Origin of the sequence: Exiguobacterium sp. 9-2 (assembly GCF_036287235.1) — a bacterium.
GTDB lineage: Bacteria > Bacillota > Bacilli > Exiguobacteriales > Exiguobacteriaceae > Exiguobacterium_A.
The window spans coordinates 1,115,404-1,139,739 of sequence record NZ_CP142850.1 but is presented as its reverse complement, the minus strand read 5'-3'; the positions used below and the strand labels follow the sequence as shown (position 1 = coordinate 1,139,739).

The window sequence follows — 24,336 nt, the reverse complement described above, 5'->3', positions numbered from 1 at the left end:
TGAAAGTTGTAAATGCTTGCGTCCCCCCCTAGTATGTGTGTTAAGTAGGTGATGAAAATGCGCATGACACGTTATACGGATTACGCGATTCGGTCCCTGCTGTTCGCAGCAGCCAATCCCGATCGTTTAGTCCGAATCCAGGAAGTAGCGGATTGTTACGACATTTCTAAGAATCATTTGATGAAAGTAGTCTATCGTTTAGGACAGAGTGGTCTAATTGATTCTGTCCGTGGTCGTGGAGGTGGTTTCCGCTTAGCAGGTCCTCCGGATGCAATTCATATCGGTGACGTCGTACAACTGTTTGAACCAACCGTTCATTTTCTCGATCCGCAAGAAGGCATTCACGAGGTCCCTTCGCTTAATCCGGCACGTGATGCTTTCGATGATGCCATTGCGGCGTTCCATCAAGTACTCAATAGTTACACAGTACATGATTTGCTACATCCGACAGCTAATACTCATCCCCAAATACTTGAAATGATTCCGAACCGCAATTGAGCGGGTTCGGAATCTTTTTTTATTCCGTCCTCGCTCAATTGCGATTTCTTAAAACGCTCGTGGTATACTTATATAAGAAAGGAGGGGTACAGATGAACCCTCAAGAAGAACTCCATCTTTTATATCTTCGCTTAAAGGAAGAAGAACCCTCCGTTACACGCGGTGAGGCCTTATGGGCCATCTTTGAGGAAACAGCTGATGATTCACTCCGCTTCCTCTCCTTATGGACGTTTTCACAAAATCAATTTGACCTAGGACACTTCCGGTCATTTCTCGTGTCCTTCACACTCTTAATGGAATGGATCCGAAAAGACGAGATGACACTGACTCCAAAACAAGAACTTGATTTGTACTGGAACTATAAGTCCTATTTGATCTATATGGCAGAACAAGAAGACGTGACGGTATCGCTTCTCGAAGAAGATCTTGACCGCTTCATCGATTTTTGTGACGCGCATGGATTCGCGCGCACACGCGACTATATTAGCTTCATGGTTTACAGCAAGCTTGGTGACGAGGAGCAAGCCGATCACTATTTATCGGAATGGGTCGACGCGCCAAGCGACGAACTCAGTGATTGCCCATCCTGTGAAGCCTTCAGCCGGATGACGTATGCAATCGAACGTGGATTCGAAGATCGCGCCTTACTTCTTTATGCGGCACTACGACATGAACGCGGTTGTTCACGGATGCCAGATCAGGCTCATCCATACATCCTGCCATTATTCCTCAGTCGCAAAAAAGAACGTTTTGATTGGAGCGAACGATTGATTGAAGAAGTCAAACGTGGCGAAACACTCTTTACCGGTGGCGATGAGCCCTATCATTTATATGCGAAGATGTATTACGACACAAACTATACCTGGTTGATGGAAGAGAAAAAACAATTGATTCCATTCTTAACCGATCGTGGATATCTCCAGTTCCTACTCGCTCACTATGCATTTGCCCATCGACAATCCCTTGGTGAGGAAGCATCGTATCTCGCAGCGCTCCGGACGAACCTATATGAGATCGCTCAATCTCTTGATCGTCGGATCGAAGGTGTCTTCTACTTGAACCTTGTCGAGCGTGAACTGAAACGGATCACCCAGTTCGTTGCTTAAATCTTATTCGTAAAGGAAGTGTCTTCATGTTAGATCATGTCCAACTCGCTATGCCGAAAAACGAAGAAGATCGCGCCCGTGCATTTTATGCCGGGCTTTTACATATGAAGGAAGTCGATAAACCTGCTGGTGTTCAAAAAAGTGGTGGTGTCTGGTTCAAAGACCACGGTACAGCGCTTCACCTCGGCATCGAGGAGCCATTCTCTCCTGCTAAAAAAGCACATCCTGGATTGACCGTCGCTACATTTGAAGCAATGAGTGCTCGCTTGCAAGCCGCCGGTTATCCAGTTGAGCATGATACACGACTTGCTCCGCGCCGTCGTTTCTTTACAGCGGATCCATTCGGTAACCGTTTGGAAATCATTGCTGCTCATCTTCCAACCCTAACACCGAAGAAGCTGACAGATGGTTCACATATCCGCTTAGTCGCCCCCGCTTCGAGCCTCTCGACAGTCGAGCTGAAGATCATCGACGGTGCAATCGAGACACTCGAATCATTCGGATTACGCGTCTCAATCAGTCAACATGCGCGTGCTGTCAATCCGTTCGGCTCCAGCGATCCCGAGTTACGCGTTGCAGACCTCCACGCCGCGTTTGCTGATCCGAACGTCGATGCGATCCTTTGCGTTCGTGGTGGGTTCAGTACGAATGAACTCGTCGATTTACTTGATTATGAACTGATTCGGACGCATCCGAAGATTCTTTGTGGCTTCTCTGATATCACGGCGCTCAGTCACGCCATTTTGACGAATACAGGTTTAGTGACATACTCTGGACCAATGTTACGGGCTTTCCGTGATCGTGACGCCTATACGATTGATTATTTCAAACAAGTCTTATTCGGAACGGACCCGGTTACAATCAAGCCGTCGATTCATTGGCGGGATTCGGATCGCGGACATGTCATCACGTTACCGAACAAAGGACCGATACTCTTATCTCCGGGACAAGCGAGCGGTCGTCTGATCGGTGGAAATCTTTGCACCTTGAACCTCCTTCAAGGCACGTCGCACTTCCCTGATTTGCGGGATACAATCTTGTTCCTTGAAGACGATTACGAAGTCCACCCAGCGACGTTCGCCCGTGATTTCGCCTCTTTGATGGCGCAACCAGGCGCCGAGACAATTCGTGGGATCGTCTTCGGGCGGTTCCAACTCGCGACGAAGATGACGGAAGAACATCTGCGCTACTTGATCTCACTTTACCCATCACTAAAACAGATCCCGGTCCTTGCGAATGTCGATTTTGGACATACGAGTCCTTTGTTTACGTTCCCGATCGGTGGACAGGTTGACCTTCATGACGAGGTCATCCGACTTCATATTTCTTAAATATCAAAAGAAGGAGACGCGGCAATCCGCATCTCCTTCTTTTTTAATAGTCGAGCAATCTCGAAGCGTCGATTTGACGTTTCGACCCATCCGCGAACATCTCGAGTGTCGCAAAAATCTGGTCATTTGCCCATTCATAGTGAAGTAATGTGAAGTCTTCGAGTGTCGAGACCGTCTTGAACGTTTTCCCGACCGTAAACGCACGCTTCCGGCTCGCATCTTCTGCCGGAACGGTGACGAAGATGACTGTAATCTCCTCACCCTTTGTATCATAATAGAATTCAACGATCCGACCGTCCGCTGTTTCAGGTAAGACACCTTTACGGGGCTGTCCGGTCTCGTCCAATTGTACGTATGGTTGCAGCATTTTTTCGCCTCACTTTCTCCGTCATTCATCATAGCACGTCCACCTGATTTATGCTAATCTATATTTGATGTGAAAGGGGGATGAGTCGCGCATGGAATGGTTCATGAACGGGATTCTGCTCTGGGGCTTTATCATGATTACACTCATGGCAATCGGCGGGTTTTTCATGTTCCGGAAGTTCCTCAAGAAGTTGCCGAAAGAAGACGGTAAATCGATGATGGACTGGGAAGATGAGTACATCGACAAGACACGACACCTTTGGACGGATGAGACGATGGAGTTATTGAACGCTCTCGTCATGCCGGTCCCATCGGCATTTCGTGATGTCGCACGCCGCAAGATTGCCGGGCGGATCGGACAGTTCGCACTCGAGGAACGGGCGACAGAGATGACATCTGAACTGGTAGTCAAAGGGTATATTTCTGCGACGCCGAAACGCGATCATAAATTCTTGAAAAAAGCTTTGACGGAGCACGCCATCGACTGGCGAGACTACGCATTATATTTCCAAAATTGAAGGATGCACGAAAAAACCGCCGAAGTCACCTTCAGCGGTTTTTTATTGGGGTAAATGTGCTACAGACACGGTGCCCGATTTCACCTTTTTGTATTTGAGATACATCGCGAAGCGCCACGGGGCAATCATACCGAAGGCGACGAGATAAAAGATCCCACCCGTCTCGAAGATGTCGATTTGCCCTCCGATAAAGAATTTCGCAATCGTCCGAATGAATAAGATGCCGAATAAGACGATGAAAAACGCTTTCGAACGTTGCAGATAAATCTGCCCTTCCGCTTCATAAAAATTGGATGTCTTGATCAAAAAGATACTGAAGATGGCTCCAATGAGCAATGCTTCTGCAACCTCCGTCCATGTCAGACGGGAAGCTGGGTATAAAAACTGTAGCATTCCCGTTGACATCGCAAACGGTGGGATCAAGATTTTTTTAGCGTTCGTCGGTTTTGCTGATGCCTTCACGCGAATAAAGCTGATCAGCAAACCCATGACGAGCGCTACCCCAGTTGATATCCAAATCATCCGATCACTTCCTTGATTAAAATCCTGTGAATCCGACGATGTCACTCATCCATGCCGCGAATTTACTGAGACCGTCAAAATACAGCATGACACCGAAGACCATCATCAAAGCTCCACCGAATTTCGTTAATTTCAGACTATACTGCACGAACAGACGCGAACGACCTACGAAAAATGCCATTAATAAGAAAGGAATCGAGAACCCAAGGACGTACGCGAGCATGTAGAACATACCTTGGCTCGGATTGGTCGCAGCTAATCCGATGACTCCTGCGAGAATCGGACCTGTACATGGTGTCCAACCAGCCGCAAAACCGATTCCGACGAGTACCGTTCCGACGTATCCCCCTTTTCGTTCCCCAAGATTCAGTTTCTTTTCACGCATCAAGAATGTCGGTTGCCATAACCCGACGAGAACGACACCGAACACGAAGATGACGAGTGCCCCGACCATCCGTAACGTATCCCGATATGTGATAAAGACATCTGCGAACAAGGATGTCGAGAGTCCGAGCACAGCGAAGACCATCGCAAATCCAACGAGGAAAGCTAACGTGTGAAACAGGGATCGCCTTTCCCGTACCCCTCGTTCCTTCAAATCCGTGACCGACACTCCTGTAATATAGGAGAGAAATACAGGATACAGCGGCAACGTACACGGAGAGACGAATGATAACAAACCGGCTCCGAACGCTAACCACAATGAGAGCTCCATATGAGCATCCCCTTTCTTTACTACTATAGAAGAAGTTCCTTCTCTATTTTGCCAAACTCCTCTGCATTTAGCACCTATTATCTCATAGAAAGTTGCAAAAGATTCGTGTCCGCCAAAATTACAAAAAAATTACATTTCGTCAATTTTACTGAAATCTCGTTGCACCCAGTAAATGGACTTGCTAGAATATGGATACGACACCAATGTAAGGGAGACCGCTATGACGACAGAACAACTATTGACGTTAGCCATTGAAGCCAAACGTAGCGAATTATATCATCAAGCTGACCAGTCCAGCTTCACCTCCCCGCGTGTTTTGCAACTTAGCCATGAACTCGACGTCCTACTTTTAGAATATTCACGGACGGTCCAAAACTACACCATTCACGGTTCAAACGAACCGCTCTTATCCTAATGCACGATCCAGTCAGCATTCGAGTGCGAATGCTGACTTTTTTATGACTTCTTATTTCTGATGGAGGTGCTTTATGTCTGCTCTTACGTTCTTAGCTAGTTCCCGTCCCTTTTATGTACCTGACGATCTTCCTCGATTATACGTAGATGAAGTCGAACCGCTTGAATATGTCTCCTTGAAGCAAGGACGATTCACGATGTCTTACCTTTATACGATTGATGGTGCTGATCAATGGGAGTTCATGATTTACTTAGAGCGTTATATGGAAGAAGGAGATGTCCTCGAATTACTCTACATTGAAAATCAAAATGACAGCATACATGACCATCTACCGTCCGCTCCACTAGTAGAGCCGATTGACATCAATATTCAACAACGAACATACCAAACGATTCACGGCACGTTTCAGCTTTCCGCTAACGATTGGATGCAGGAATTGTACCATCGTTCCTATCTGACAGCGTTTGGTGTGACGACGATCGTCAAGTATTGATCTGCATATCACCTATTTCACTTTTTCATCACTAGACGATAAAAGGATGACATAGTTTCTATATTTAAGTCTTTTTCCTTTTAAATTGTTCGAATATTTCATCGAAAGTAAGTCAAAAGACCTATAAATGTCTATTTTTCATAATTAGTATGTCCTACCGATGACAAAAACCGTTCTTTTGCAATCTTCTTGTCATACAAGCTCAGTTTGTAACTCGAATGACATTGACCTGTAAACGCACAAGTCAGATTTGCCGTGTAAAGTAGGAACAGTAAACACAGCATATGTCAGGAGGACATCAATAATGAAAAAAGCAGTTTTCGCTGCCGGTCTTGCAGCAACAGCTCTATCAGTAGGATTTGCCCAAGAGACAGAGGCTGCCTCAGAAACGGTAACAGTAAATACACCAGTACTCAACGTACGCACAGCACCTACAACTGCATCAGCAGACGTAGGCAATGTATATAAAGGTCAAACATTAAATGTCGAAGGACGTTCTGGCGCATGGATCCAAACACACATTAACGGTCAAAAACGTTATGTCCATGGCGCGTATACGTCTGCAGCAGGCTCATTCGACTTTAAAAAAGCTACAGTTACTACGGCAGTATTAAATGTCCGCACACAACCAACGACAAGCTCGAAAGATGTCGGTAACCTCTACAAAGGTGAAAAAGTCAACGTAGAAGGTAAAGTCGGTGCATGGATCAAAACAACAATCGACGGTAAAACACGCTATGTACACAGTGCATATACAACACTCGGTAGCGTAGCGAAAGCACCAGCAGCTCAACCAGCTGCGAAGCCAGCGGCTCAACCGGCTGCGAAGCCAGCACCAAAAGCAGCAGCTCAACCAGCAACTGCAACAAAACAATCAACACCTGCAAAATCAGGTACAAAAGTGACGATGAACGTCAGTGCTTACACGAACGACCCATCTAACAATGGTAGCCAACTCTACAATGGTCGTGCGTTGACAGCAAGCGGTTATGACGTTACAAATACGATCACGTACAATGGTATGCGTATCGTAGCAGCTTCTTCGCAATATCCAATCGGTACACGTATGCACATCGAAGGCATTGGTGAAGCAATCGTACTCGACCGTGGTGGCGCAATCCAAGGTAACCGTCTTGATCTTCTCGTTGGTTCACAACAAGAAGCACTCAACTGGGGTCGCCAAAACGTCACAGTTACAGTCTACTAATCAAAATAAACAACCTGCCGGGCGAGATCGCCTGGCAGGCTTTTTTTATAGCTATTTTTTTAAGAGACCGTGACATGACCAGATTGCAGTTGATACATCTTCTTATACAGTCCATCTTGCGCGATCAATTCTTGATGGTTACCTTGCTCGATCACTTCCCCTTGATGCAATACAAGAATCAAATCAGCATCTTGAATCGTTGATAATCGGTGGGCAATGGCAATCGTCGTCCGACCCTCGCGCATCCGTTCGAGCGCCACTTGGACTTTTTCTTCCGTTTCCGTATCAATCGAACTTGTCGCTTCATCGAGAATCAGGATTTTCGGATCCCGTGCCATTGTGCGTGCGAAGGAAATCAACTGACGTTCTCCAGCGGAGAATGTCGCACCCCGCTCGGCGACGGGACTGTCATATTGCTGATCGAGTTGATTGATGAATCCGTCGGCTTGAACGAACTGCGCGGCCGCTTCAACACGATCAAAGGAAATCGAACTGTCGAACAATCGAATGTTATCCGCGACCGTACCCGTAAACAAAAATGAATCCTGCAGGACGAGTCCGACATGCTTCCGAAGTTCTTCCTCCGATAACTGCTCGAGCGGTTGACCATCGATCAAAATCCGACCCGATTGGTAAGCGTAAAATCGCATCAGGATGTTGATGATCGAACTTTTTCCGCTTCCCGTATGACCAACGAGGGCAATCGTCTGTCCTTTTTTCGCCTCGAATGAAATTCCTTTCAAAACATCTTTCTCTCCATCATAACTAAAGCGAACATCTTCAAAGACGATATGTCCTTCCGACACACGTGCATCCCCTTCGAGCTGTTTCGTTGGTTCCGGTTCATCCGTATCGAGCACCTTGAATACACGGTCTGCCGAGACGACAGCTTGTTGGAACTCAGACAATTGTTGCATGATTTGCTGAACCGGTTGGAAAATTCGCTCCATGTAACTGATGAAAGCGTAAACGACACCGACTTGGACTGTTTGCGAGAATGATAAGACACCAAAGTACGTCACAAGTGTCGCAATCGAAATCGCCAGTAACAATTCGATGATGGGTCGTAGTAACCAGCTATCAAGCTTTAAGTTCTTGTAACGACCGTTTTGATGAGCGACGTTCGTCTCTTCGAATTCTGCCATTAGACGCTTTTCTTGGCGGAACTGCTGGATGATCGCCATCCCGTTGATCGATTCATTCAGTTGGGCATTGATTTTCGACAGTAAATCGCGGACTTCCGCGTAATACTTCGTCGAATACTTCCGGTAAATCCAAATGATGAAATAAAACAGTGGTAACAACAATAACGCAATCGTCGCGAGTCGCGGTTCTAACAGATAGAGGAAGATATATGTCCCAATCAACTGGACACCGCTTTGCACGAATGTCGATAAGACACCGATGTAAAGTTCTTTAATCGCTTCCGTATCGTTCGTGATCCGGGAGACGAGTACCCCAGCAGGCGTTCGATCAAAATAAGCGAGTCGTAAGTGCATGACGTGTCGGAAGACATCGATACGCAAGCGTTGAATGACTTGTAAGGCAATCTTTTGGAACTCAAATGCTTGCAAGTAATCGACGATGATCCCTGTTGTATGCAATAACAAGTACGCCGTAAACAAAAGTGCAACTTCCTTTACCGGATACGTACCCGGTGCGACATATTCATCGATAAAAATCTTGACGAGATACGGTCCCCCGAGTTTTGCCGCTGTCGTAATGAACAGCAGGATGAAAGCGATGCTGACTTGCTTTTTGAACGGTTTGACGAAATCAAGCAATCGTTTCAGGACGGCTTTTTCATTGATATCATGATTCATTCAGAACGCCCTCCTTGTTCAACAAGTGATTCTAGTTGCTGGCGATCGTACGTCTCTTTATACCAACCGTCATGAGCGAGTAATTGCTCATGTGTTCCTCGCTCGATGATCCGACCGTCTTCAAGGACGATGATCTCATCGGTATGCGACACAGCCGATAATCGGTGGGCAACGATGATTTGCGCTTGATCGTGATCCGCCGTACGGAAGTGGTGGATGATCGCTTCTTCGGTTTTCGCATCGACCGCAGACAAGGCATCATCGAGTACTAAAATCGGACAGTCTGCTAGTAACGCCCGGGCAATCGAGATCCGTTGTTTTTGACCACCAGATAACGTGACACCTCGTTCCCCAACCATCGTCGCGTATCCTTCCTTAAAGCCGAGAATGTCCTCATGGACTGCTGCGATACGCGCCACTTCCATGATGTCTTCCATTGATGCATCTGGTTTTGCAAAGGCGATATTATCAGCAATCGAAGCAGAGAACAGGAAATGATCCTGCGGAACGATCGCTACTTGACGACGGACGGTGTCTCGTGTCAATTGTTTGATATCTCGTCCGCCAATCGTGATGGCGCCTTGTTTAACGTCATATTCACGCGATAACAAACGAACGAATGTCGATTTCCCAGCACCCGTCTTTCCGACGATCCCAAGCGATTTCCCAGGCTTCAACGTCACATCGATCTCTTGAAGGACCGGTTGCGTGTCATAGATGAATCGTTTAATCCCGACATGAAGTTCTGGTGACGAGACACTCGTTGCTGCTTCCTTCGCATCTTTAATTTCTGGTTCGATCGCAAGCATCCGTTCGATCCGGTCATAGGAAGCACGACCCCGTTCAACGATGTTGAACAACCAACCGAAGGCGAGCATTGGCCACGTTAATAAACCAAGATATGTAGTGAAGGAAACGATATCACCAATCCGGATTTCGCCTTGTCGTAACAAGTAGGCGCCATAGCCGACCGCGATGATATACGATAGACCGACTAATCCAAAAATCGTCGGATCAAACAGTGCATCAATTTTCGCCACACGACGATTCTTTTGAACAACGTCATCAGACAGATCGGTAAACGTCTGCACGTCGGATTCGACTTCCCCTGTTGCTTTTAAGACACGGACACCACTGATGCTCTCCGCGACCTTATCGTTCAAATCAGAGAACGCTTCTTGCGCGTCATGAAAACGGGAATGTAACATCTTACCGTAGCGTGACGTCAAATAGACCATCAGTGGCATTGGCAAAAGTGACACGAGCGTTAATTTCCAGCTGATCGTCGTGACCATTGTGATGATGACAAAGCTCCCCATTGTCACCGAGTCGACGAGCGTTAGAATACCGGCCCCCGCTGTCATCGAAACAGCTTGTACGTCGTTTGTCGCATGTGCCATCAAATCTCCGCTGCGATATTTCTTATAGAACGATTGATCCAAATCTGAAAAATGACCATACAGTTGACTGCGTAACAATCGCCCGAGGCGAATCGATGCACCGAAAATGTGAAAACGCCAAAAATAACGAATGAAATACGTCGCGACCCCGATGAGTAACAATGTACCAGCTAGACGAATCAAATCATTCTTCGTCAAGCTTCCTTCACTCAGACCATTGACTGTCGTTCCGATGACCTTCGGTGGAATAAGTTCTAACCCTGCCACAAAAATCAAACAGATGACCCCAAGACTATACGCTTTCCATTCTCGTCGGAAAAACCAACCGAGTTTCCTGAAGACTCCCATTCAAGTCTCCCCCCCTTTTTTAAATCCTATGATTATTTGAAATAGTCTCACATTTTAGATTAGTTCTCTTTCTAAAAAATAGCAAATAAAAAGGAGACCATTTGGTCCCCTTTCGTACAGCTTATTTTTTAGGTGATTTCATTGAACCACTCATTGAACGCATCACTTGGTTGACTTTCTTTTGTGATGGCTTTTGACCCATTTGCATCATCAATGTCTTAATCATATCTTCGTTGATTGGTGGGTTTTGCTCCAAGTAGTTCATCATGTATCGACGAGCGATATAGAAACCAAGGGCGACACCTGCTACCAAGCAAAGAAGGGCAATTAAAATCCAAATCCATGTAGCCAAGTTGCTTCCTCCTCTAACTTAAAACGTCGCTTTTTACTATACTATAATTCCAATTGTTTGCATAGATGATAATAGATGAAAAACGAGTCCGACGTAAGATCGGACCCGTTTTTCCGGAAATGATTATCCGAGTTGCTTGACAGTCGCTAAAACGTTCTCAACAGACATGCCGTATTCTTTCAAGAGGAAGTCTCCAGGAGCAGATGCGCCGAAACGATCGATTCCGATGACTTGTCCTTCTGTTCCTACATATTTGTACCAACCGAGTGAAGCCCCTGCTTCGATTGCTACACGTTTCGTGATGTGTTTTGGAAGAACTGATTCTTTGTACTCTGCTGACTGTGCTTCGAATACTTCCCATGATGGAAGTGAAACGACAGCTGCTGATTCACCAAGTTCTTTTTGTGCTTCGACAAGAAGGTGAACTTCTGAACCAGTACCGAGCAAGAGTGTATCAGCTTTCGTAACGTCACCAGCGATGACATAACCACCTTTTTCAGCACCCTCTGTCGTCGTACCTTCAAGTTCAGGAAGACCTTGACGTGTCAAGACGAGGAGTGTCGGTTTATCTTTTGCTTGAACTGCTGTTTTCCATGCTGCGATCGTCTCTTTTCCGTCTGCTGGACGGTAGATCGTGACGTTCGGCATTGCACGGAAGCTCATCAAGTGTTCGACTGGCTCGTGTGTTGGACCATCTTCACCGACAGCGATCGAGTCGTGCGTCAAGACGAAGATTGATGGAAGTCCCATTAATGCAGCAAGACGAACCGCCGGACGGAGGTAATCCGAGAAGACAAAGAATGTCGCGCCGTAAGGAATGACGCCGCCGTGAAGTGCCATACCGTTGACAGCTGCTGCCATTGCGAATTCACGTACCCCGAACCAAATGTTGCGACCGCTTGGATCGATATCGAAGTCTGCTTCGCCTTTAAGCATCGTGTTGTTTGATCCTGCAAGGTCAGCTGAACCACCGAACAATGTCGGAACGTTCTTCGCGAGACCATTCAAGACTTCACCGCTTGTTTGACGCGTTGCTTTTTTCGACGACAAGTCGTATGTCGGAAGGTCTGCTTCCCAGTTGCTTGGCAATTCGTTTGCAATCGCGCGAACGAGTTCAGCATGCAATTCTGGGTGCGCTGCTTCGTATTGTTTCATTGTCTCGTTCCATGCGTCTTCTGCAGAAGCACCACGTTGGACGATTCGCTCGTCAAACAATGATTTGACTTCTTCAGGTACGTAGAACTCTTCGTGATCCCAAATGTAGCTTGCTTTCGTCAATTTGATTTCTGCTTCACCAAGTGGTGCACCGTGAGAAGCCGACTTCCCTGATTTGTTCGGTGAACCGAAACCGATGACTGTTTTGACTTCGATCAATGTTGGTTTTGTCGTCTCTGCCTGTGCCGTCGCGATTGCTTTCGAAATGGAATCGATATCCGTTCCGTCTTCTACGCGAATGACTTGCCAGTTATACGCTTCGAAGCGCTTCTGGACGTTTTCAGAGAATGATTTGTCGAGATCGCCATCAAGTGAGATATCGTTTGAATCATACAATACGACTAATTTTCCAAGACCAAGGTGACCTGCGAGTGAAGCCGCTTCAGCTGAGACACCTTCCATCAAGTCTCCATCTCCACAAATTCCGTATGTGAAGTGATCGACGACGTTGAGATCGTCACGGTTGTATTTTGCTTCAAGATGACGTTCTGCCATTGCCATACCAACTGCCATCGCGATCCCTTGACCAAGTGGACCCGTTGTTGCATCTACACCAGCCGTGTGACGGTATTCCGGATGACCCGGTGTTTTTGATCCCCATTGACGGAATGATTTAAGATCATCCATCGATAGATCGTATCCCGATAGGTGGAGGAGTGAGTAGAGAAGCATCGAACCGTGTCCGGCTGAAAGTACAAAACGGTCGCGGTTGAACCATTCTGGATTTTTAGGGTTGTGGTTCATATGATCCGCCCAAAGCGAGAATGCCATCGGCGCTGCTCCCATTGGCATACCTGGGTGACCCGAGTTCGCCTTTTGTACGGCATCAATCGATAAGGTACGAATCGTATTAATTGCTAATTGTTCTACTGTCGTCATGTTCGTCAAAACAATCATCCTCTCTCTTTTTCACAAATTCCTACTCATTTTAGCACACTCTTAAATGTGATACAACTTTTCTAAATAGTATGTCACATTAAAATGAATGCGCTATCTATAGCCGTTCTGTCGACTCATACAGGATGCATGAATCCATGAAAGATCACTATTAAGATGTATTGCTATCGTACAATGTTTCCTCATCTACTCACTTTAAACAAAAAAGATACTCGCTCTAAACAAAAAAGATACTCGCTCTAAACAAAAAAGATACTCGCTCTAAACAAAAAAGATACTCGCTCTAAACAAAAAAGAGGTCCGCTTGACGCGAGACCTCTTTCTTCTATAAAAGAAACGAACGATTATTGTTTATTCCGTTCTTCTTCTTGTGCTTGTTTCAATTTCTCAGGTGTTACGTCCGTTCCCTCTTCATCGACGATTTTCATACCCATGAGTTGGTTTTTGAACGATCCACGGAATGCTGCGAGATACGCTGCACGTAATTCTTTTTGCTCTGCCGTTTCCGCTTCCGATAACGGCTCAACTTTTGATTTATTCGCTAATGCATTAATTCGATCTAATTGTTCTTGTGATAACATGGAATCCCTCTTTCTTTATGACTCAAACTTGAGTAGTTCAATTGTATTCTTACTGTAAAAGAGCTTATAAAAAAAAGCAAGTTAACCGCGTCAGTCGACGGGTTACTTGCTTCTCATTCCGGGCTAGGTGTCAGTTCGCGGTATTCAAGATATCGACGATTGACCGTTGCTTTTGAAATATCATGCCCCATCCCCCGCAAGGTGATGGCGATATCAGAAAACGTCAATCCGAGTTCTCGAAGACGTACAATTTCTTCGATCGGTACGTCTTTTCGACTACGTCCTGCGTTCTCTCCTTGGCGATTGAGATTTCGTTCCGGGCGAAAACCTTGTTCGACTGCTCGCCGCATGCCACGGGCGATTTTTGCATTATGCAGTTTCCGTTGGTATTCTTCCACGAGTGAGACGATCTCAAGGACCATCGCTTCTGCATCCGCAAGTTGATATTCTCCATCTGAATCAAGCGTCATCAAGCGGACCCCATGTTTTTTGAATGTATGCAAAATAGCGATTTTTGCATTCCCTCGACCAATCCGTGTATCATCCGTCACGAGGACCGCATCTACCGTATCGCGTGTCACATAATCAAGAACTGTTAGCATCCCTTCCCGATCAACATCATATCCACTCTCTTTTTCAGAGACGATATCTACGACATCAAACCCCTTTTGAGACGCAACCTTCGAAAGCTCCATCCGTTGGCGTTCAATCGAACTATCTTGTGCTTCTTTTTCGGTCGATACTCGACAATAAATCACGACCTTCATCGTACCTCACATCCCTGTTCGTTCTTTCACAACTTTTCCATTTTGTCATTGTTGTGCGATTGGTACAACGATTTTGCTTTTTGAGATGACATGTTTTGTCTCAACATCATTATTTTTGATCAACCAGTTGACGTATTCCTCATCTGACATCGAACCATCATTGTAGACTTCAGCAATTTGTTCGACTGTAGCGTTCTCATCGACCGTAACGGAAGCCGTCATCAATTGTGCTACCTTTTCATCTGGGCGTGGTGTGAGTAAAAAGATCACGAAGGCAATACTTAATGCATAGAAGAGAATAGAAAAAGCATGAGTACGAATCGTATGAATCATCATGAATCCCTCCAAATATGAAATGAATGAGTTAGAATAAACGTTCGCGGAACAATTGTTCGCATAATTCATAATAAACACAGAACCCGTGTTCGGTCAACACAAAATGTCGAACAATTGTTTGTACGCTCATTTGTTCTATGTTATAGTGAATTTAGAAACATATATTCTTACATTTCAAACTTCAATCCAGAAAGAGGTGGCAATTCGTATGCGGAAAATGTCTAAGCGCCAACAAGAGATTCTCGACTACATCGTCTCTGAAGTGAAACTGAAGGGGTATCCACCATCAGTTCGTGAAATCGGAGAAGCAGTCGGACTCGCGTCTAGCTCGACGGTACACGGTCATTTGGATCGACTCGAGAAACGGGGAATGATTCGCCGTGACCCGACGAAACCACGTGCGATTGAGATATTGCTTGATAAGCCTGAAGAAATCACGGAAGCTATCGTTCATGTTCCCGTCATCGGGAAAGTCACAGCTGGTCTTCCGATTACAGCGATTGAAAACATCGAAGAACAGTTCCCGCTCCCTGCACATTATGTAGGAAACGAAACGGTCTTCATGTTGACGATCGATGGTGAATCAATGATTAACGCAGGTATTCTTGACGGCGATCGCGTCATCGTACGCCAACAAAACACAGCAGAAAACGGAGAAATCGTCGTAGCTATGACCGAAGATAGCGAAGCGACGGTGAAACGGTTCTTCTTAGAAGATCAACAGGTACGTCTACAACCAGAAAATGACTCGATGGATCCGATGTATTTCGATAATGTCTCCATTCTTGGTAAGGTAATCGGCGTGTATCGGACGATTCATTGACGGAGGGACCAGTTACGACTGGTCTTTTTTCATGCCTTCAGGAAATGTACATGATACCGTCAATACCGTCGCACTGACGGGTTACGTTGCGTATTCGGTCGCAACGCAACAAACGGATTGGTTACCGACTGCCATCGGTATCGCTGTCGGTACGCTTTGGTTGTCACCTGACCTCGATTTAAAGTCAGAACCGTATTATCGCTTTGGACCATTTCGAGTCCTGTGGATGCCTTATGTGAAGATCATGCCCCACCGCTCGATCTGGTCACACGGATTGATCATTGGGGATGTCATCCGACTCCTTTATAGTGCTGCACTTGTGATTCCCTTATTATTTCTCAGCTTGTATTTTCAAGTCATCGCGTCAGAGACCATTGATTCCTGGTTCGCTTCCCTACCCGCTTTTGTCATTGGTATCATGGTGGCGAGTACAATTCATATCCTACTAGATTATTCCAGTAGTTGGTTTCGACCTAAAAAAAGAAAAAAGCGTCGTCGTTAACACCTCTTTTGCTTGCTTGCAGGCAAGACGAGGTGTTTTCTTATCCAATTTTCCGTATCTTTAAACATTAAAATAAAAAATTTCCATTCCTATATTTCAATTATATGTATTGAAAACGTTATCAAATCGGAGTAATTTAAAGTAGAAAGACCATTATTTGCTTTAATCCAAAGGGAGGGTTTTTGCATGAATAACTTTGTATTGGAAATGATCGGTACGATGATCCTCATTCTGCTCGGGGATGGTGTCGTCGCCGGTGTCGTCTTGAGAAAGACGAAGTCCGAAAACAGCGGATGGATTGTCATCACGTTCGCTTGGGGTCTTGCCGTCATGACAGGAGCATTCGTCGCTGCTGAGAGTGGAGCGCACTTGAACCCTGCTTTAACAATTGCACTTGCTTTAAACTCTGATTTACCGTGGGCAGACGTTCCTGTCTATATTGCCGGACAACTTGTCGGAGCTTTCATCGGCGCCATTCTCGTTTGGCTTCATTACATGAAACATTTTGAAGCGACTGATGATCAAGCTGCAAAACTCGGTGTGTTCGCAACAGGTCCAGCGATTCGCCATACGCCGTCGAACTTGATTTCTGAAATCATCGGGACATTCGTTCTCGTCTTCGGTATCTTGGCGCTCGGTTTAACGACATTCGGTGACGGCTTAAAACCACTTATCGTCGGTTTACTCGTCGTCGTCATCGGTCTATCACTTGGTGGTACAACAGGATATGCCATCAACCCGGCCCGTGACCTTGGACCGCGTATCGCACATGCTATCTTACCGATTCCGAATAAAGGGTCATCTGACTGGGGCTACTCATGGATTCCAGTTGTTGGTCCAATCATCGGCGGAGCGCTTGCCGTGTTCATCTATCAATTGATCTACTAAGATCACGTTTCACAAACACATACCGCTCAAGGGGGATTTCGAAATGGAAAACAAGTATATCCTAGCACTCGACCAAGGTACGACAAGCTCACGTGCGATCATCTTCGATCACGACGGGAAAATCGTCAACTCGGCACAACGGGAATTCAAGCAATACTTCCCGCAACCAGGCTGGGTCGAGCACGATGCAAACGAAATCTGGGGTTCGATTCTTGCTGTTATGGCTGAAGCACTCGGAACAGCAGATATCAAACCTGAGCAAATCGCCGGAATCGGAATCACGAACCAACGTGAAACGACAGTGGTCTGGAACAAAGAAACAGGTAAACCGGTTTATCACGCGCTCGTTTGGCAATCACGTCAAACGTCTGGTATCTGTGACGACTTAAAAGAACAAGGTTTGAATCAGAAGTTCCGTGATAAAACAGGACTTTTGATTGATGCCTACTTCTCTGGTACGAAAGTCAAATGGATTCTCGACAATGTCGAAGGCGCACGTGAGCAAGCAGAGAACGGTGAATTACTCTTCGGTACGATTGATACGTGGCTCGTTTGGAAATTGTCTGGTGGAAAAACGCATATCACGGATTACACGAACGCTTCACGGACATTGATGTACAACATCTATGAGCAAAAATGGGATGAAGAGTTGCTCGATATCCTCGGTGTTCCTGCGTCAATGTTACCAGAAGTTCGTCAATCGAGTGAAGTCTACGACAAAACAGTACCATATCACTTCTTCGGTTACGAAGTGCCAATCGCTGGGATCGCTGGTGACCAACAAGCTGCACTCTTTGGTCAAACGTGTTTTGAAGAAGGTGAAGGAAAGAACACATACGGAACAGGTTGTTTCATGCTCATGAACACAGGTGAGAAAGCCGTTTCTTCTGACCACGGACTCTTGACGACAATTGCTTGGGGCGTTGATGGAAAAGTCGAATATGCGCTCGAAGGCTCTATCTTCGTCGCCGGTTCTGCAATCCAGTGGCTCCGCGATGGACTCCGTATGTTGAAACACGCGAAAGATTCAGAAGGCTATGCAACGAAAGTCGATTCAACAGACGGTGTTTACGTCGTTCCTGCTTTTGTCGGTCTTGGTGCACCGTATTGGGATTCAGATGTTCGTGGGGCGATCTTCGGATTAACACGCGGAACAGATAAAGAGCACTTCGTTCGGGCAACGCTTGAATCACTCGCTTATCAAACACGCGACGTGTTGACAGCGATGGAACAAGATTCTGGAATAGAACTGAAAACACTTCGTGTCGACGGTGGTGCTGTAGCCAATAACTTCTTGATGCAGTTCCAATCGGACATCCTCGGCGTTCCTGTCGATCGTCCAGAAATCAACGAAACGACAGCACTCGGTGCAGCATATCTTGCTGGATTAGCCGTCGGTTACTGGAAAGATAAAGCGGAAATCAAACAACAATGGAAGCTCGATCATCAGTTTAAACCAGAGATGAAAGAAGACGATCGTGAACAACGCTATGCTGGATGGCAAAAAGCAGTGGAAGCGACAATGGTCTTTAAACCATCGAAATAAGTTAATTAATAACCCGATCCCTTTTACAGAGGGACCGGGTTTTTGATATCTTATAGAAAATATAGCGTGAGGTGCCTCATGAATACCATTTATTCTGATCAACAGCTAAAAGAATACATTCAGTTCGCGCTTGATGGCAACATCACGCATGAAGAACTGGCAGATTGGTGTTACCGGTATATGATCAATGTCTACCATAATGATTATTATCATCTTGCAACTGACGGACGTGGAACTTATCCATTAAGTGAACAAGCGACTGAAGTAGCAAACGATATCGATGCACAATGGGATCTCTATCTTTATAACACGTATTCTTTGGATGCATTACAAACACTTGATTTAGCTACAGTTTGCTTACCTAGAGAGTGGTTAGAAGAGTGGCTCCGGTCGTTTTGATTCATGAGAGTCTCTACTAAGTTTTAATATGAATAGAAGTAATTGAAATAAATCCCCCTCGCCTATTCGCAATGGGGGATTTATTACTTATTTGCCAAACTCATTTTTTAATCCGTCTTCAATCTCATCGACGGATTTCGACTGTCCACTTAAAACAGCTGCTAGAAAAGCACCTTCGACGAGTGGTGCGTCGATAAAACGTACCGTCCGTTCGCCACTGTATAATTCAAGTGCTAGTTCCGTGTTCATCGTCGCAGAACCAATATCCGTTAAGACGACTCCATCGTCGTCTAGTGTATTCAGTGTTTCTTCGATTCGTGTCGCGTCCGTTCCAATGCTACCATCTTCAAGACCGGCTGCTACTAAGACTGGCGTATCCGGTGCCATCTCTGCCAACAGTTCTTTCAGTCCAGCCGCGAGTTTTTCACTATGAGAAACAAGTACAAGATTAACCATGAAGCACCTCCGCAATTTCGTTGAGTAGCAAAGCACTCGATAAACTACCTGGGTCCTGTACGCCTTCCGTCGCTTCACCGAAGTAGGACGCGCGCCCTTTCGTTGCGATACGCGCTTTTGTATCAGCAAGTGCTTGATCGATTGCCGCTTTCAAGTCCCCTTCTTGCGAGAGCGCTTCTTGGAACGGTGTCCAGATATCAACCATCGTCTTTTGACCGAATTCCGATTTCCCACGCGATTTGATCCCTTCCGTCGCTTCGCGGAAAGCGTCTGCAAGATCCGCACCTTCGACTTCTGTTTTCCCTTTGAATGCACCGGCGAACTTAACGAATGCTGTCCCGTATAAAGGACCGGATGCCCCACCAATCGTTTTGATCAGCGTCATCCCGACTTCTTTGGATAAAGCTCCTAAATCCTCATATTCGCCGTGTTCTTCTAGCGTCTTCTGGACTGCTTGGAAGCCACGCGACATGTTAATTCCATGATCTCCATCACCAATTTCCCGGTCAAGGTCCGTCAATTCATCCTTATGCTGTTCGATCTGTTCCGCTGCTTTGAGGAGCGCGCTTTGCAACTGTTCCGTCGTCAACTTCATGTTTTTACACCCCGTTTATTTGAATTAGAATCCAATCGCTTTCGTTTCTGCATCGAGATATCCGAGCAGTTCATCATCCACTGGTAAGAGCGTGATTGAGAACCCGTGCATCTCAAGCGATGTCATATAGTTTCCAACGAATGAGCGGGCAATCTCGTAACCATGCGCCTCAAGTTCTTCCGCGACATATTTATACGTGATGTACAGTTCGGATTCTGGTGTTCCGCCCATCCCATTCACCATGACGGCGACTTTTTTGTCTGGTACTTCTTTCGTCAAACGATCGAGCAACTCTTTGACGATCGCATCAACGGAAGCGACTGCTTTTCGTTCAAGTCCTTTTTCACCGTGGATCCCGATTCCGATCTCCATCTCGTCATCATGCAACTCAAAGCCTGGCTTGCCGCTCTCCGGCATGTAACATGGTGAGAGTGCCATTCCAATCGAACGAACGCCCTTGATGACTTTTTCCGCAACTGCTTTGACTTCACTTAGTGATTTTCCTTCTGCCGCTGCAGCACCGGCAATCTTATGGACGAAGACGGTTCCTGCGACCCCACGACGATCCTCTTCCTTTTTGATCGCGATGTCATCATTAACGACGACCGTATCAACTTCAATATCCTCGAGTTCAGCAAGTTCCTTCGCCATATCGAAGTTCATGACGTCACCTGAATAGTTCTTGACGACGAGTAGGACACCTTTTCCCCCATGAGCTGCCTTGATGCCTTCAAGCACCATATCGGGTGTCGGTGAAGTGAACACTTCCCCACAAACAGCCGCAGCAAGCATACCGTCCCCGACGAATCCAGCGTGTGCCGGTTCGTGACCGCTTCCCCCACCAGAGACAAGACCGACTTTTCCGTCCAGTGGTACTTTCCGCGCAACGACGTTAACACCTTCGACTTTTTTATACAAATCAGGGTGAGCAAGTACGAGTCCGTCGACCATGTCTGAAACGAACCGGTTTGAATCTTTCATTAATTTGTGCATGAAAAACGCTCCTTTACCTAACTGATTTTGCCGTACCACTTACTCTTTACCACCAAATCAAGTCGAGTATGTCGAAAAAAATGATGAAAATATTGACCAGTTGGTGACGATATACCGCACGAATGCTATGCTCTTAAAAAAGAGGAGGAATCAAATGTCATCAGCCTTTCAAGCAGGTGTCCGCGCCTGTCTACCCACCGTCCTTGGCTATATCGGCATCGGCTTTTCCGCAGGGATCGTCGGTCGTGCCTCCGGCTTATCCCCTCTTGAAGTCGGATTCATGTCCGTCTTCATCTATGCCGGCGCCGCTCAATTCATCATCACGAGTCTCTTGCTGTTGAATAGCCCCGCCTCTGCCATCATTCTGACGACATTCATCGTCAATCTCAGGCACTTGTTAATGAGTCTGACGCTCGCTCCGCACGTCGAGACACGCCACCTTCGTGATCGACTCGGTACCGGGACGTTACTGACAGATGAATCGTTTGCGGTCGCAATGAATACTGCGCAAAAAGGGAAGATCTCCCCATCCTTCATGCATGGCTTAAATCTGACTGCGTATCTTAGCTGGATTATCGCAACCGTTCTCGGTGCACTTGTCGGTAGCTGGTTTCCTGATCCCGAGCGCTTCGGTCTCGACTTTGCTCTGACGGCGATGTTCATCGGTTTATTGTACTTACAATTTGAAGGAGAACGTACCCGTATTGTCGTGAATAGTTGCCTCTTATTGATCGTCTTACTTTTGCTTTACATCACCATGCGCTACTTTTCTGCGGAAGTCGCCGTTCTTTGCGCGACACTCGGTGGCGCTAGCATAGGAGTCGTGATCACACGATGGAAATCCGCCCAGAATTAATCGGTCTCTTTTTAGCTTGTGGACTCGTCACTTGGATTCCACGTATCTTACCGTTTCTCGTCCTTCATGGACTGACGTTACCGCGCCTCGTAACGGAATGGCTCTCGTTCATTCCCGTCTGCCTGCTTGGCGCCCTCTTCTTTCAAAATTTACTTATCGCGCAAGACAACGCGTTCCCGACGATTTCGACGCTTCATGTCTTCGCCGCCCTACCGACGATGGCAGTCGCGATTTTCAGTAAAAGTCTTTCTTGGACGGTCATCACCGGTGTCGTCACGATGGCGTTTCTAAGGATTTATCTGTAAGCAAGTTATTCATCTTTAACATATTCCGGTAAATATTTTGTGTTATCCTTAAAATAGAAATACATAGATAGTGAAGGAGGTGCTGATGTGCCGAACAAGTGGCTAATACCCTTTTTAATTTTATTGTGCGCTAGTTTTCTACTTGTGAATCAAATGGATCTACCTTATATGCTAAAACAAGGACTGGTCGTGTTGTACGTCATCGCCTATTTCGGTGCGATGGTTGTTTCTCGCAAAATGAAAGTCAGAGATCACAAACAATGACTCGAAAAAATCTCCTCTAGTCTTGAGAGACCGGAGGAGATTTTTGTGATCACGTATTTGCTTGTACGTCCTGATAATCCGATTGATGTTCGAACTCTTTTTTCGCAAACGGACATAACGGCAGTAGCTTGACGTTTGCTTCCCGTGCCCAGTTGACGATCTCGGCAACGAGTTGTTCCCCAATCTGTTGGTTCCGGTGCGCGGGATCAACATACGTGTGATCGATGATCCACATGCCGTTGTTCGTATCGCTGTAAGTGATTTCTCCAATCACTTCACCTTCCTGATGGGCTTCGATTTTACGTTCCGCTCGTTTCAGCTCCATTTGCTTCCCTCCGTTCGTAAGATAAGGCGCCGCTTGGACAACCATCGACGACGCGCATGACGTCTTCCACCGGCGCCCCGTCCGCTTCAATCCACGGACGCCGTCTGACATCAAAGACGGTCGGTAGACTTCGTACACAATGACCGGAATGAATGCAGACTTCCGAATCAAAATAGACCGTGATCTCTTTGCCTTCATATCCTTTTTTCATGATGTATCGTCTCCCTTTCTTTGTACTCTTGTATCTTTCCATATCCTTGACTCAATTCCTGTCGACGACATGAAAAAAGCACTTCCAGACAAAAGTCCAGAAGTGCTTGAGTTGGATTAGAACAAGACCATGTACTGATCGCGTTCCCATTCCGTGACTTGCTTCCGGAATATACTTCTTCCTTTTTAAGATTACAATAGTTTTAAAAAAACCCGGAAAATCAGTATTTTCCTACTCTTAAAATTCATTACTTTTCATGATGTATTTATTTTATGTGGGTGTATTGCGGGTACTTTATGGGTGTTATTATTTCTACCCACGACCAAAACATGAACTGGCCCCTGTAAAATGGACAGTTTAATAAAAAGACCAAGTTTTCTATTCTGCGATCAGGCGGTACCGATATTGTTTCGGGGTCATCTTTTTTAGGTTTCATTGATCGTGCTGGCAGTTGTAATAGCTGATGTAATCCCCGACGATCTCTCGGACCTCCTCGATTGACCCGCACGAACGGTTGATGACATAGTCCGAATGAATCATCTCCTCGGGATGTCGATTCACTTGGAGATGCTCTTCGAGCTTTTTCATCGTCTGAAAGACGAGGTCTATGTGAAGACCCGTGGACAATTGGTGTGCCAAGATCTCGCGTGTGGCGACGTCCTTCAAACAAGACACGGAGGCGATGGGGAGGTAGGTGTATTGGTCACGATGTTATATTTGCGCATCAGTCGTAAAATCTGTTTATGGTTGATCAGAAAACCGAGGGTAGCGTAGTGGGCGGACGAGATTCTTAAGCTATGCGATGCGGATGACGGTGTTGATGACTTGATATTTCTCTACTAGTATCAGTTCGTACGTTTCGCCTGCCCTTCTAACTTTTCTAGCTTTTTTAAGAGTTCGTTCTCTGCCGTCATGTATTTGATCTGTACCTCTTCCTTCGCCAATCGTCTCTCCATCGACTCGTCCGTCTGCCTCCCAGAGCCTTTCCACGTGTATCATTTCGGAGACCCTCCTCTCCGTCTTTTCGAAACGTTTGCCGCCAGCGATTCGACGCGGACTGCGCTTTTCATTTCCCGATCATCGTCAGGTCGAATCCGGTCTCCATGAAGATTTGTTGAAATCACTTTCCCTCCATATTCTCACGTACAGACTTGACCTTGGACTCGGCGGTGTACTGGATCGAGAGCTCTGATACTGAAGCGACATTCGGATTTTCTTCGATTTGGTTGATTTGAGTCATAGTGAAGGTGATTTTACTCATGTTTGTTTCTCCCGTCTGAATG

Annotated in this window: 31 protein-coding genes; 14 read left to right on the top strand and 17 right to left on the bottom strand. The window is 46.2% G+C overall.

The features are described 5' to 3' along the window. Positions 1-57 precede the first annotated feature (57 nt). The 3 genes from VJ374_RS05865 (at position 58) to VJ374_RS05855 (ending at position 2,935) form a co-directional block, all read left to right on the top strand. Positions 58-498, top strand: coding sequence for an RrF2 family transcriptional regulator (locus VJ374_RS05865; RefSeq protein WP_035408678.1), 441 nt, complete (start codon positions 58-60; stop codon positions 496-498). A 92-nt stretch (positions 499-590) separates the two neighbouring features. After that, positions 591-1,604: a hypothetical protein gene (locus VJ374_RS05860; protein ID WP_290755537.1), complete on the top strand. Its 1,014-nt coding sequence runs from the start codon at positions 591-593 to the stop codon at positions 1,602-1,604. A 26-nt stretch (positions 1,605-1,630) separates the two neighbouring features. Continuing rightward, positions 1,631-2,935, top strand: coding sequence for a VOC family protein (locus VJ374_RS05855; protein WP_329470516.1), 1,305 nt, complete (start codon positions 1,631-1,633; stop codon positions 2,933-2,935). A gap of 43 nt (positions 2,936-2,978) precedes the next feature. Here the strand turns inward: VJ374_RS05855 and VJ374_RS05850 are convergent, their stop codons facing one another. Then, a complete protein-coding gene (locus VJ374_RS05850; protein ID WP_023467783.1) occupies positions 2,979-3,302 on the bottom strand; it encodes a hypothetical protein in 324 nt (107 codons plus the stop codon). Between the two features lie 91 nt (positions 3,303-3,393). Here VJ374_RS05850 and VJ374_RS05845 point away from each other — a divergent pair, with 91 nt between their 5' ends. Continuing rightward, on the top strand, positions 3,394-3,819 hold the full coding sequence (locus VJ374_RS05845; RefSeq protein WP_035408684.1) for a DUF2621 family protein: 426 nt from the start codon (positions 3,394-3,396) through the stop codon (positions 3,817-3,819). 42 nt (positions 3,820-3,861) lie between these two features. On the opposite strand, the gene VJ374_RS05840 is transcribed toward VJ374_RS05845, so the two are convergent. Continuing rightward, entirely contained in the window at positions 3,862-4,341 is a 480-nt protein-coding gene (locus tag VJ374_RS05840) for a CcdC family protein (RefSeq protein WP_035408686.1), read from the bottom strand. Between the two features lie 16 nt (positions 4,342-4,357). Continuing rightward, on the bottom strand, positions 4,358-5,056 hold the full coding sequence (locus VJ374_RS05835) for a cytochrome c biogenesis CcdA family protein (RefSeq protein WP_035408688.1): 699 nt from the start codon (positions 5,054-5,056) through the stop codon (positions 4,358-4,360). Between the two features lie 220 nt (positions 5,057-5,276). Between VJ374_RS05835 and VJ374_RS05830 the strand changes: the two genes are divergently transcribed. The 3 genes from VJ374_RS05830 to VJ374_RS05820 all read left to right on the top strand — a co-directional run bounded on the left by VJ374_RS05830 (position 5,277) and on the right by VJ374_RS05820 (position 7,171). After that, on the top strand, positions 5,277-5,471 hold the full coding sequence (locus tag VJ374_RS05830) for an aspartyl-phosphate phosphatase Spo0E family protein (RefSeq protein ID WP_290772411.1): 195 nt from the start codon (positions 5,277-5,279) through the stop codon (positions 5,469-5,471). A 73-nt stretch (positions 5,472-5,544) separates the two neighbouring features. Continuing rightward, positions 5,545-5,964 carry a hypothetical protein gene (locus VJ374_RS05825; protein WP_329470513.1) on the top strand — a complete coding sequence of 140 codons (420 nt, stop codon included), beginning with the start codon at positions 5,545-5,547 and terminating at the stop codon, positions 5,962-5,964. A 304-nt stretch (positions 5,965-6,268) separates the two neighbouring features. Further along, complete coding sequence (locus VJ374_RS05820; RefSeq protein WP_035408692.1) at positions 6,269-7,171, top strand: SH3 domain-containing protein; 903 nt, start codon at positions 6,269-6,271, stop codon at positions 7,169-7,171. A 59-nt stretch (positions 7,172-7,230) separates the two neighbouring features. Here VJ374_RS05820 and VJ374_RS05815 read toward each other — a convergent pair whose 3' ends face one another. The 7 genes from VJ374_RS05815 to yneA form a co-directional block, all read right to left on the bottom strand. After that, complete coding sequence (locus VJ374_RS05815; protein ID WP_035408695.1) at positions 7,231-8,994, bottom strand: ABC transporter ATP-binding protein; 1,764 nt, start codon at positions 8,992-8,994, stop codon at positions 7,231-7,233. Next, entirely contained in the window at positions 8,991-10,742 is a 1,752-nt protein-coding gene (locus tag VJ374_RS05810) for an ABC transporter transmembrane domain-containing protein (RefSeq protein ID WP_035408699.1), read from the bottom strand. The genes VJ374_RS05815 and VJ374_RS05810 overlap by 4 nt, the downstream gene beginning before the upstream one ends. Before the next feature lie 121 nt (positions 10,743-10,863). Then, complete coding sequence (locus VJ374_RS05805) at positions 10,864-11,094, bottom strand: YneF family protein (RefSeq protein ID WP_012370001.1); 231 nt, start codon at positions 11,092-11,094, stop codon at positions 10,864-10,866. A 123-nt stretch (positions 11,095-11,217) separates the two neighbouring features. Further along, a complete protein-coding gene (gene tkt, locus VJ374_RS05800) occupies positions 11,218-13,188 on the bottom strand; it encodes a transketolase (RefSeq protein WP_329470510.1) in 1,971 nt (656 codons plus the stop codon). 362 nt (positions 13,189-13,550) lie between these two features. Then, positions 13,551-13,787 (bottom strand): DUF896 domain-containing protein, encoded by a 237-nt coding sequence (locus tag VJ374_RS05795; RefSeq protein WP_035398122.1) that lies wholly within the window; start codon positions 13,785-13,787, stop codon positions 13,551-13,553. 113 nt (positions 13,788-13,900) lie between these two features. Next, positions 13,901-14,554 carry a YneB family resolvase-like protein gene (locus VJ374_RS05790; protein WP_035408704.1) on the bottom strand — a complete coding sequence of 218 codons (654 nt, stop codon included), beginning with the start codon at positions 14,552-14,554 and terminating at the stop codon, positions 13,901-13,903. 45 nt (positions 14,555-14,599) lie between these two features. Continuing rightward, positions 14,600-14,887 (bottom strand): cell division suppressor protein YneA, encoded by a 288-nt coding sequence (gene yneA / locus VJ374_RS05785; protein WP_023467771.1) that lies wholly within the window; start codon positions 14,885-14,887, stop codon positions 14,600-14,602. Between the two features lie 211 nt (positions 14,888-15,098). Between yneA and lexA the strand changes: the two genes are divergently transcribed. The 5 genes from lexA (at position 15,099) to VJ374_RS05760 (ending at position 19,048) form a co-directional block, all read left to right on the top strand. After that, positions 15,099-15,713 (top strand): transcriptional repressor LexA, encoded by a 615-nt coding sequence (gene lexA, locus VJ374_RS05780; RefSeq protein WP_023467770.1) that lies wholly within the window; start codon positions 15,099-15,101, stop codon positions 15,711-15,713. Positions 15,714-15,744: 31 nt separating this feature from the next. Continuing rightward, positions 15,745-16,215: a metal-binding protein gene (locus tag VJ374_RS05775; protein ID WP_035408706.1), complete on the top strand. Its 471-nt coding sequence runs from the start codon at positions 15,745-15,747 to the stop codon at positions 16,213-16,215. Between the two features lie 186 nt (positions 16,216-16,401). Then, positions 16,402-17,103 carry an MIP/aquaporin family protein gene (locus VJ374_RS05770; protein ID WP_035408708.1) on the top strand — a complete coding sequence of 234 codons (702 nt, stop codon included), beginning with the start codon at positions 16,402-16,404 and terminating at the stop codon, positions 17,101-17,103. 43 nt (positions 17,104-17,146) lie between these two features. Beyond that, positions 17,147-18,649: a glycerol kinase GlpK gene (gene glpK / locus VJ374_RS05765; RefSeq protein WP_035408709.1), complete on the top strand. Its 1,503-nt coding sequence runs from the start codon at positions 17,147-17,149 to the stop codon at positions 18,647-18,649. A 78-nt stretch (positions 18,650-18,727) separates the two neighbouring features. Then, a complete protein-coding gene (locus VJ374_RS05760) occupies positions 18,728-19,048 on the top strand; it encodes a hypothetical protein (protein WP_290749282.1) in 321 nt (106 codons plus the stop codon). An 87-nt stretch (positions 19,049-19,135) separates the two neighbouring features. On the opposite strand, the gene dhaM is transcribed toward VJ374_RS05760, so the two are convergent. From dhaM to dhaK, 3 genes are read right to left on the bottom strand one after another with little or no spacing between them, the layout of a single operon-like run. Next, positions 19,136-19,504, bottom strand: coding sequence for a dihydroxyacetone kinase phosphoryl donor subunit DhaM (gene dhaM, locus VJ374_RS05755; protein WP_035408716.1), 369 nt, complete (start codon positions 19,502-19,504; stop codon positions 19,136-19,138). Further along, positions 19,497-20,099, bottom strand: coding sequence for a dihydroxyacetone kinase subunit DhaL (dhaL, locus tag VJ374_RS05750; RefSeq protein ID WP_308101263.1), 603 nt, complete (start codon positions 20,097-20,099; stop codon positions 19,497-19,499). The genes dhaM and dhaL overlap by 8 nt, the downstream gene beginning before the upstream one ends. Positions 20,100-20,123: 24 nt before the next feature. Beyond that, positions 20,124-21,092 (bottom strand): dihydroxyacetone kinase subunit DhaK, encoded by a 969-nt coding sequence (gene dhaK, locus VJ374_RS05745; protein ID WP_035408722.1) that lies wholly within the window; start codon positions 21,090-21,092, stop codon positions 20,124-20,126. A 154-nt stretch (positions 21,093-21,246) separates the two neighbouring features. On the opposite strand from dhaK, the gene VJ374_RS05740 reads away from it, so the two are divergent. Together VJ374_RS05740 and VJ374_RS05735 are read left to right on the top strand one after the other, a co-directional pair. Continuing rightward, a complete protein-coding gene (locus tag VJ374_RS05740; RefSeq protein ID WP_290772432.1) occupies positions 21,247-21,948 on the top strand; it encodes an AzlC family ABC transporter permease in 702 nt (233 codons plus the stop codon). Further along, positions 21,927-22,253, top strand: coding sequence for an AzlD domain-containing protein (locus VJ374_RS05735; protein ID WP_035408727.1), 327 nt, complete (start codon positions 21,927-21,929; stop codon positions 22,251-22,253). Before VJ374_RS05740 ends, VJ374_RS05735 begins: the two co-directional genes overlap by 22 nt. 313 nt (positions 22,254-22,566) lie before the next feature. On the opposite strand, the gene VJ374_RS05730 is transcribed toward VJ374_RS05735, so the two are convergent. From VJ374_RS05730 to VJ374_RS15980, 4 genes are all read right to left on the bottom strand, one after another. Next, the gene (locus VJ374_RS05730) at positions 22,567-22,842 is read right to left on the bottom strand and encodes a GNAT family N-acetyltransferase (protein ID WP_035398130.1); all 276 of its coding nucleotides are present in this window, start codon (positions 22,840-22,842) and stop codon (positions 22,567-22,569) included. Next, complete coding sequence (locus VJ374_RS05725; protein WP_329470499.1) at positions 22,817-23,053, bottom strand: (4Fe-4S)-binding protein; 237 nt, start codon at positions 23,051-23,053, stop codon at positions 22,817-22,819. Before VJ374_RS05725 ends, VJ374_RS05730 begins: the two co-directional genes overlap by 26 nt. A 432-nt stretch (positions 23,054-23,485) precedes the next feature. Then, complete coding sequence (locus VJ374_RS15985) at positions 23,486-23,641, bottom strand: hypothetical protein (RefSeq protein WP_442899600.1); 156 nt, start codon at positions 23,639-23,641, stop codon at positions 23,486-23,488. Positions 23,642-24,173: 532 nt separating this feature from the next. Next, complete coding sequence (locus VJ374_RS15980; protein WP_442899599.1) at positions 24,174-24,314, bottom strand: hypothetical protein; 141 nt, start codon at positions 24,312-24,314, stop codon at positions 24,174-24,176. Positions 24,315-24,336: the final 22 nt, after the last annotated feature.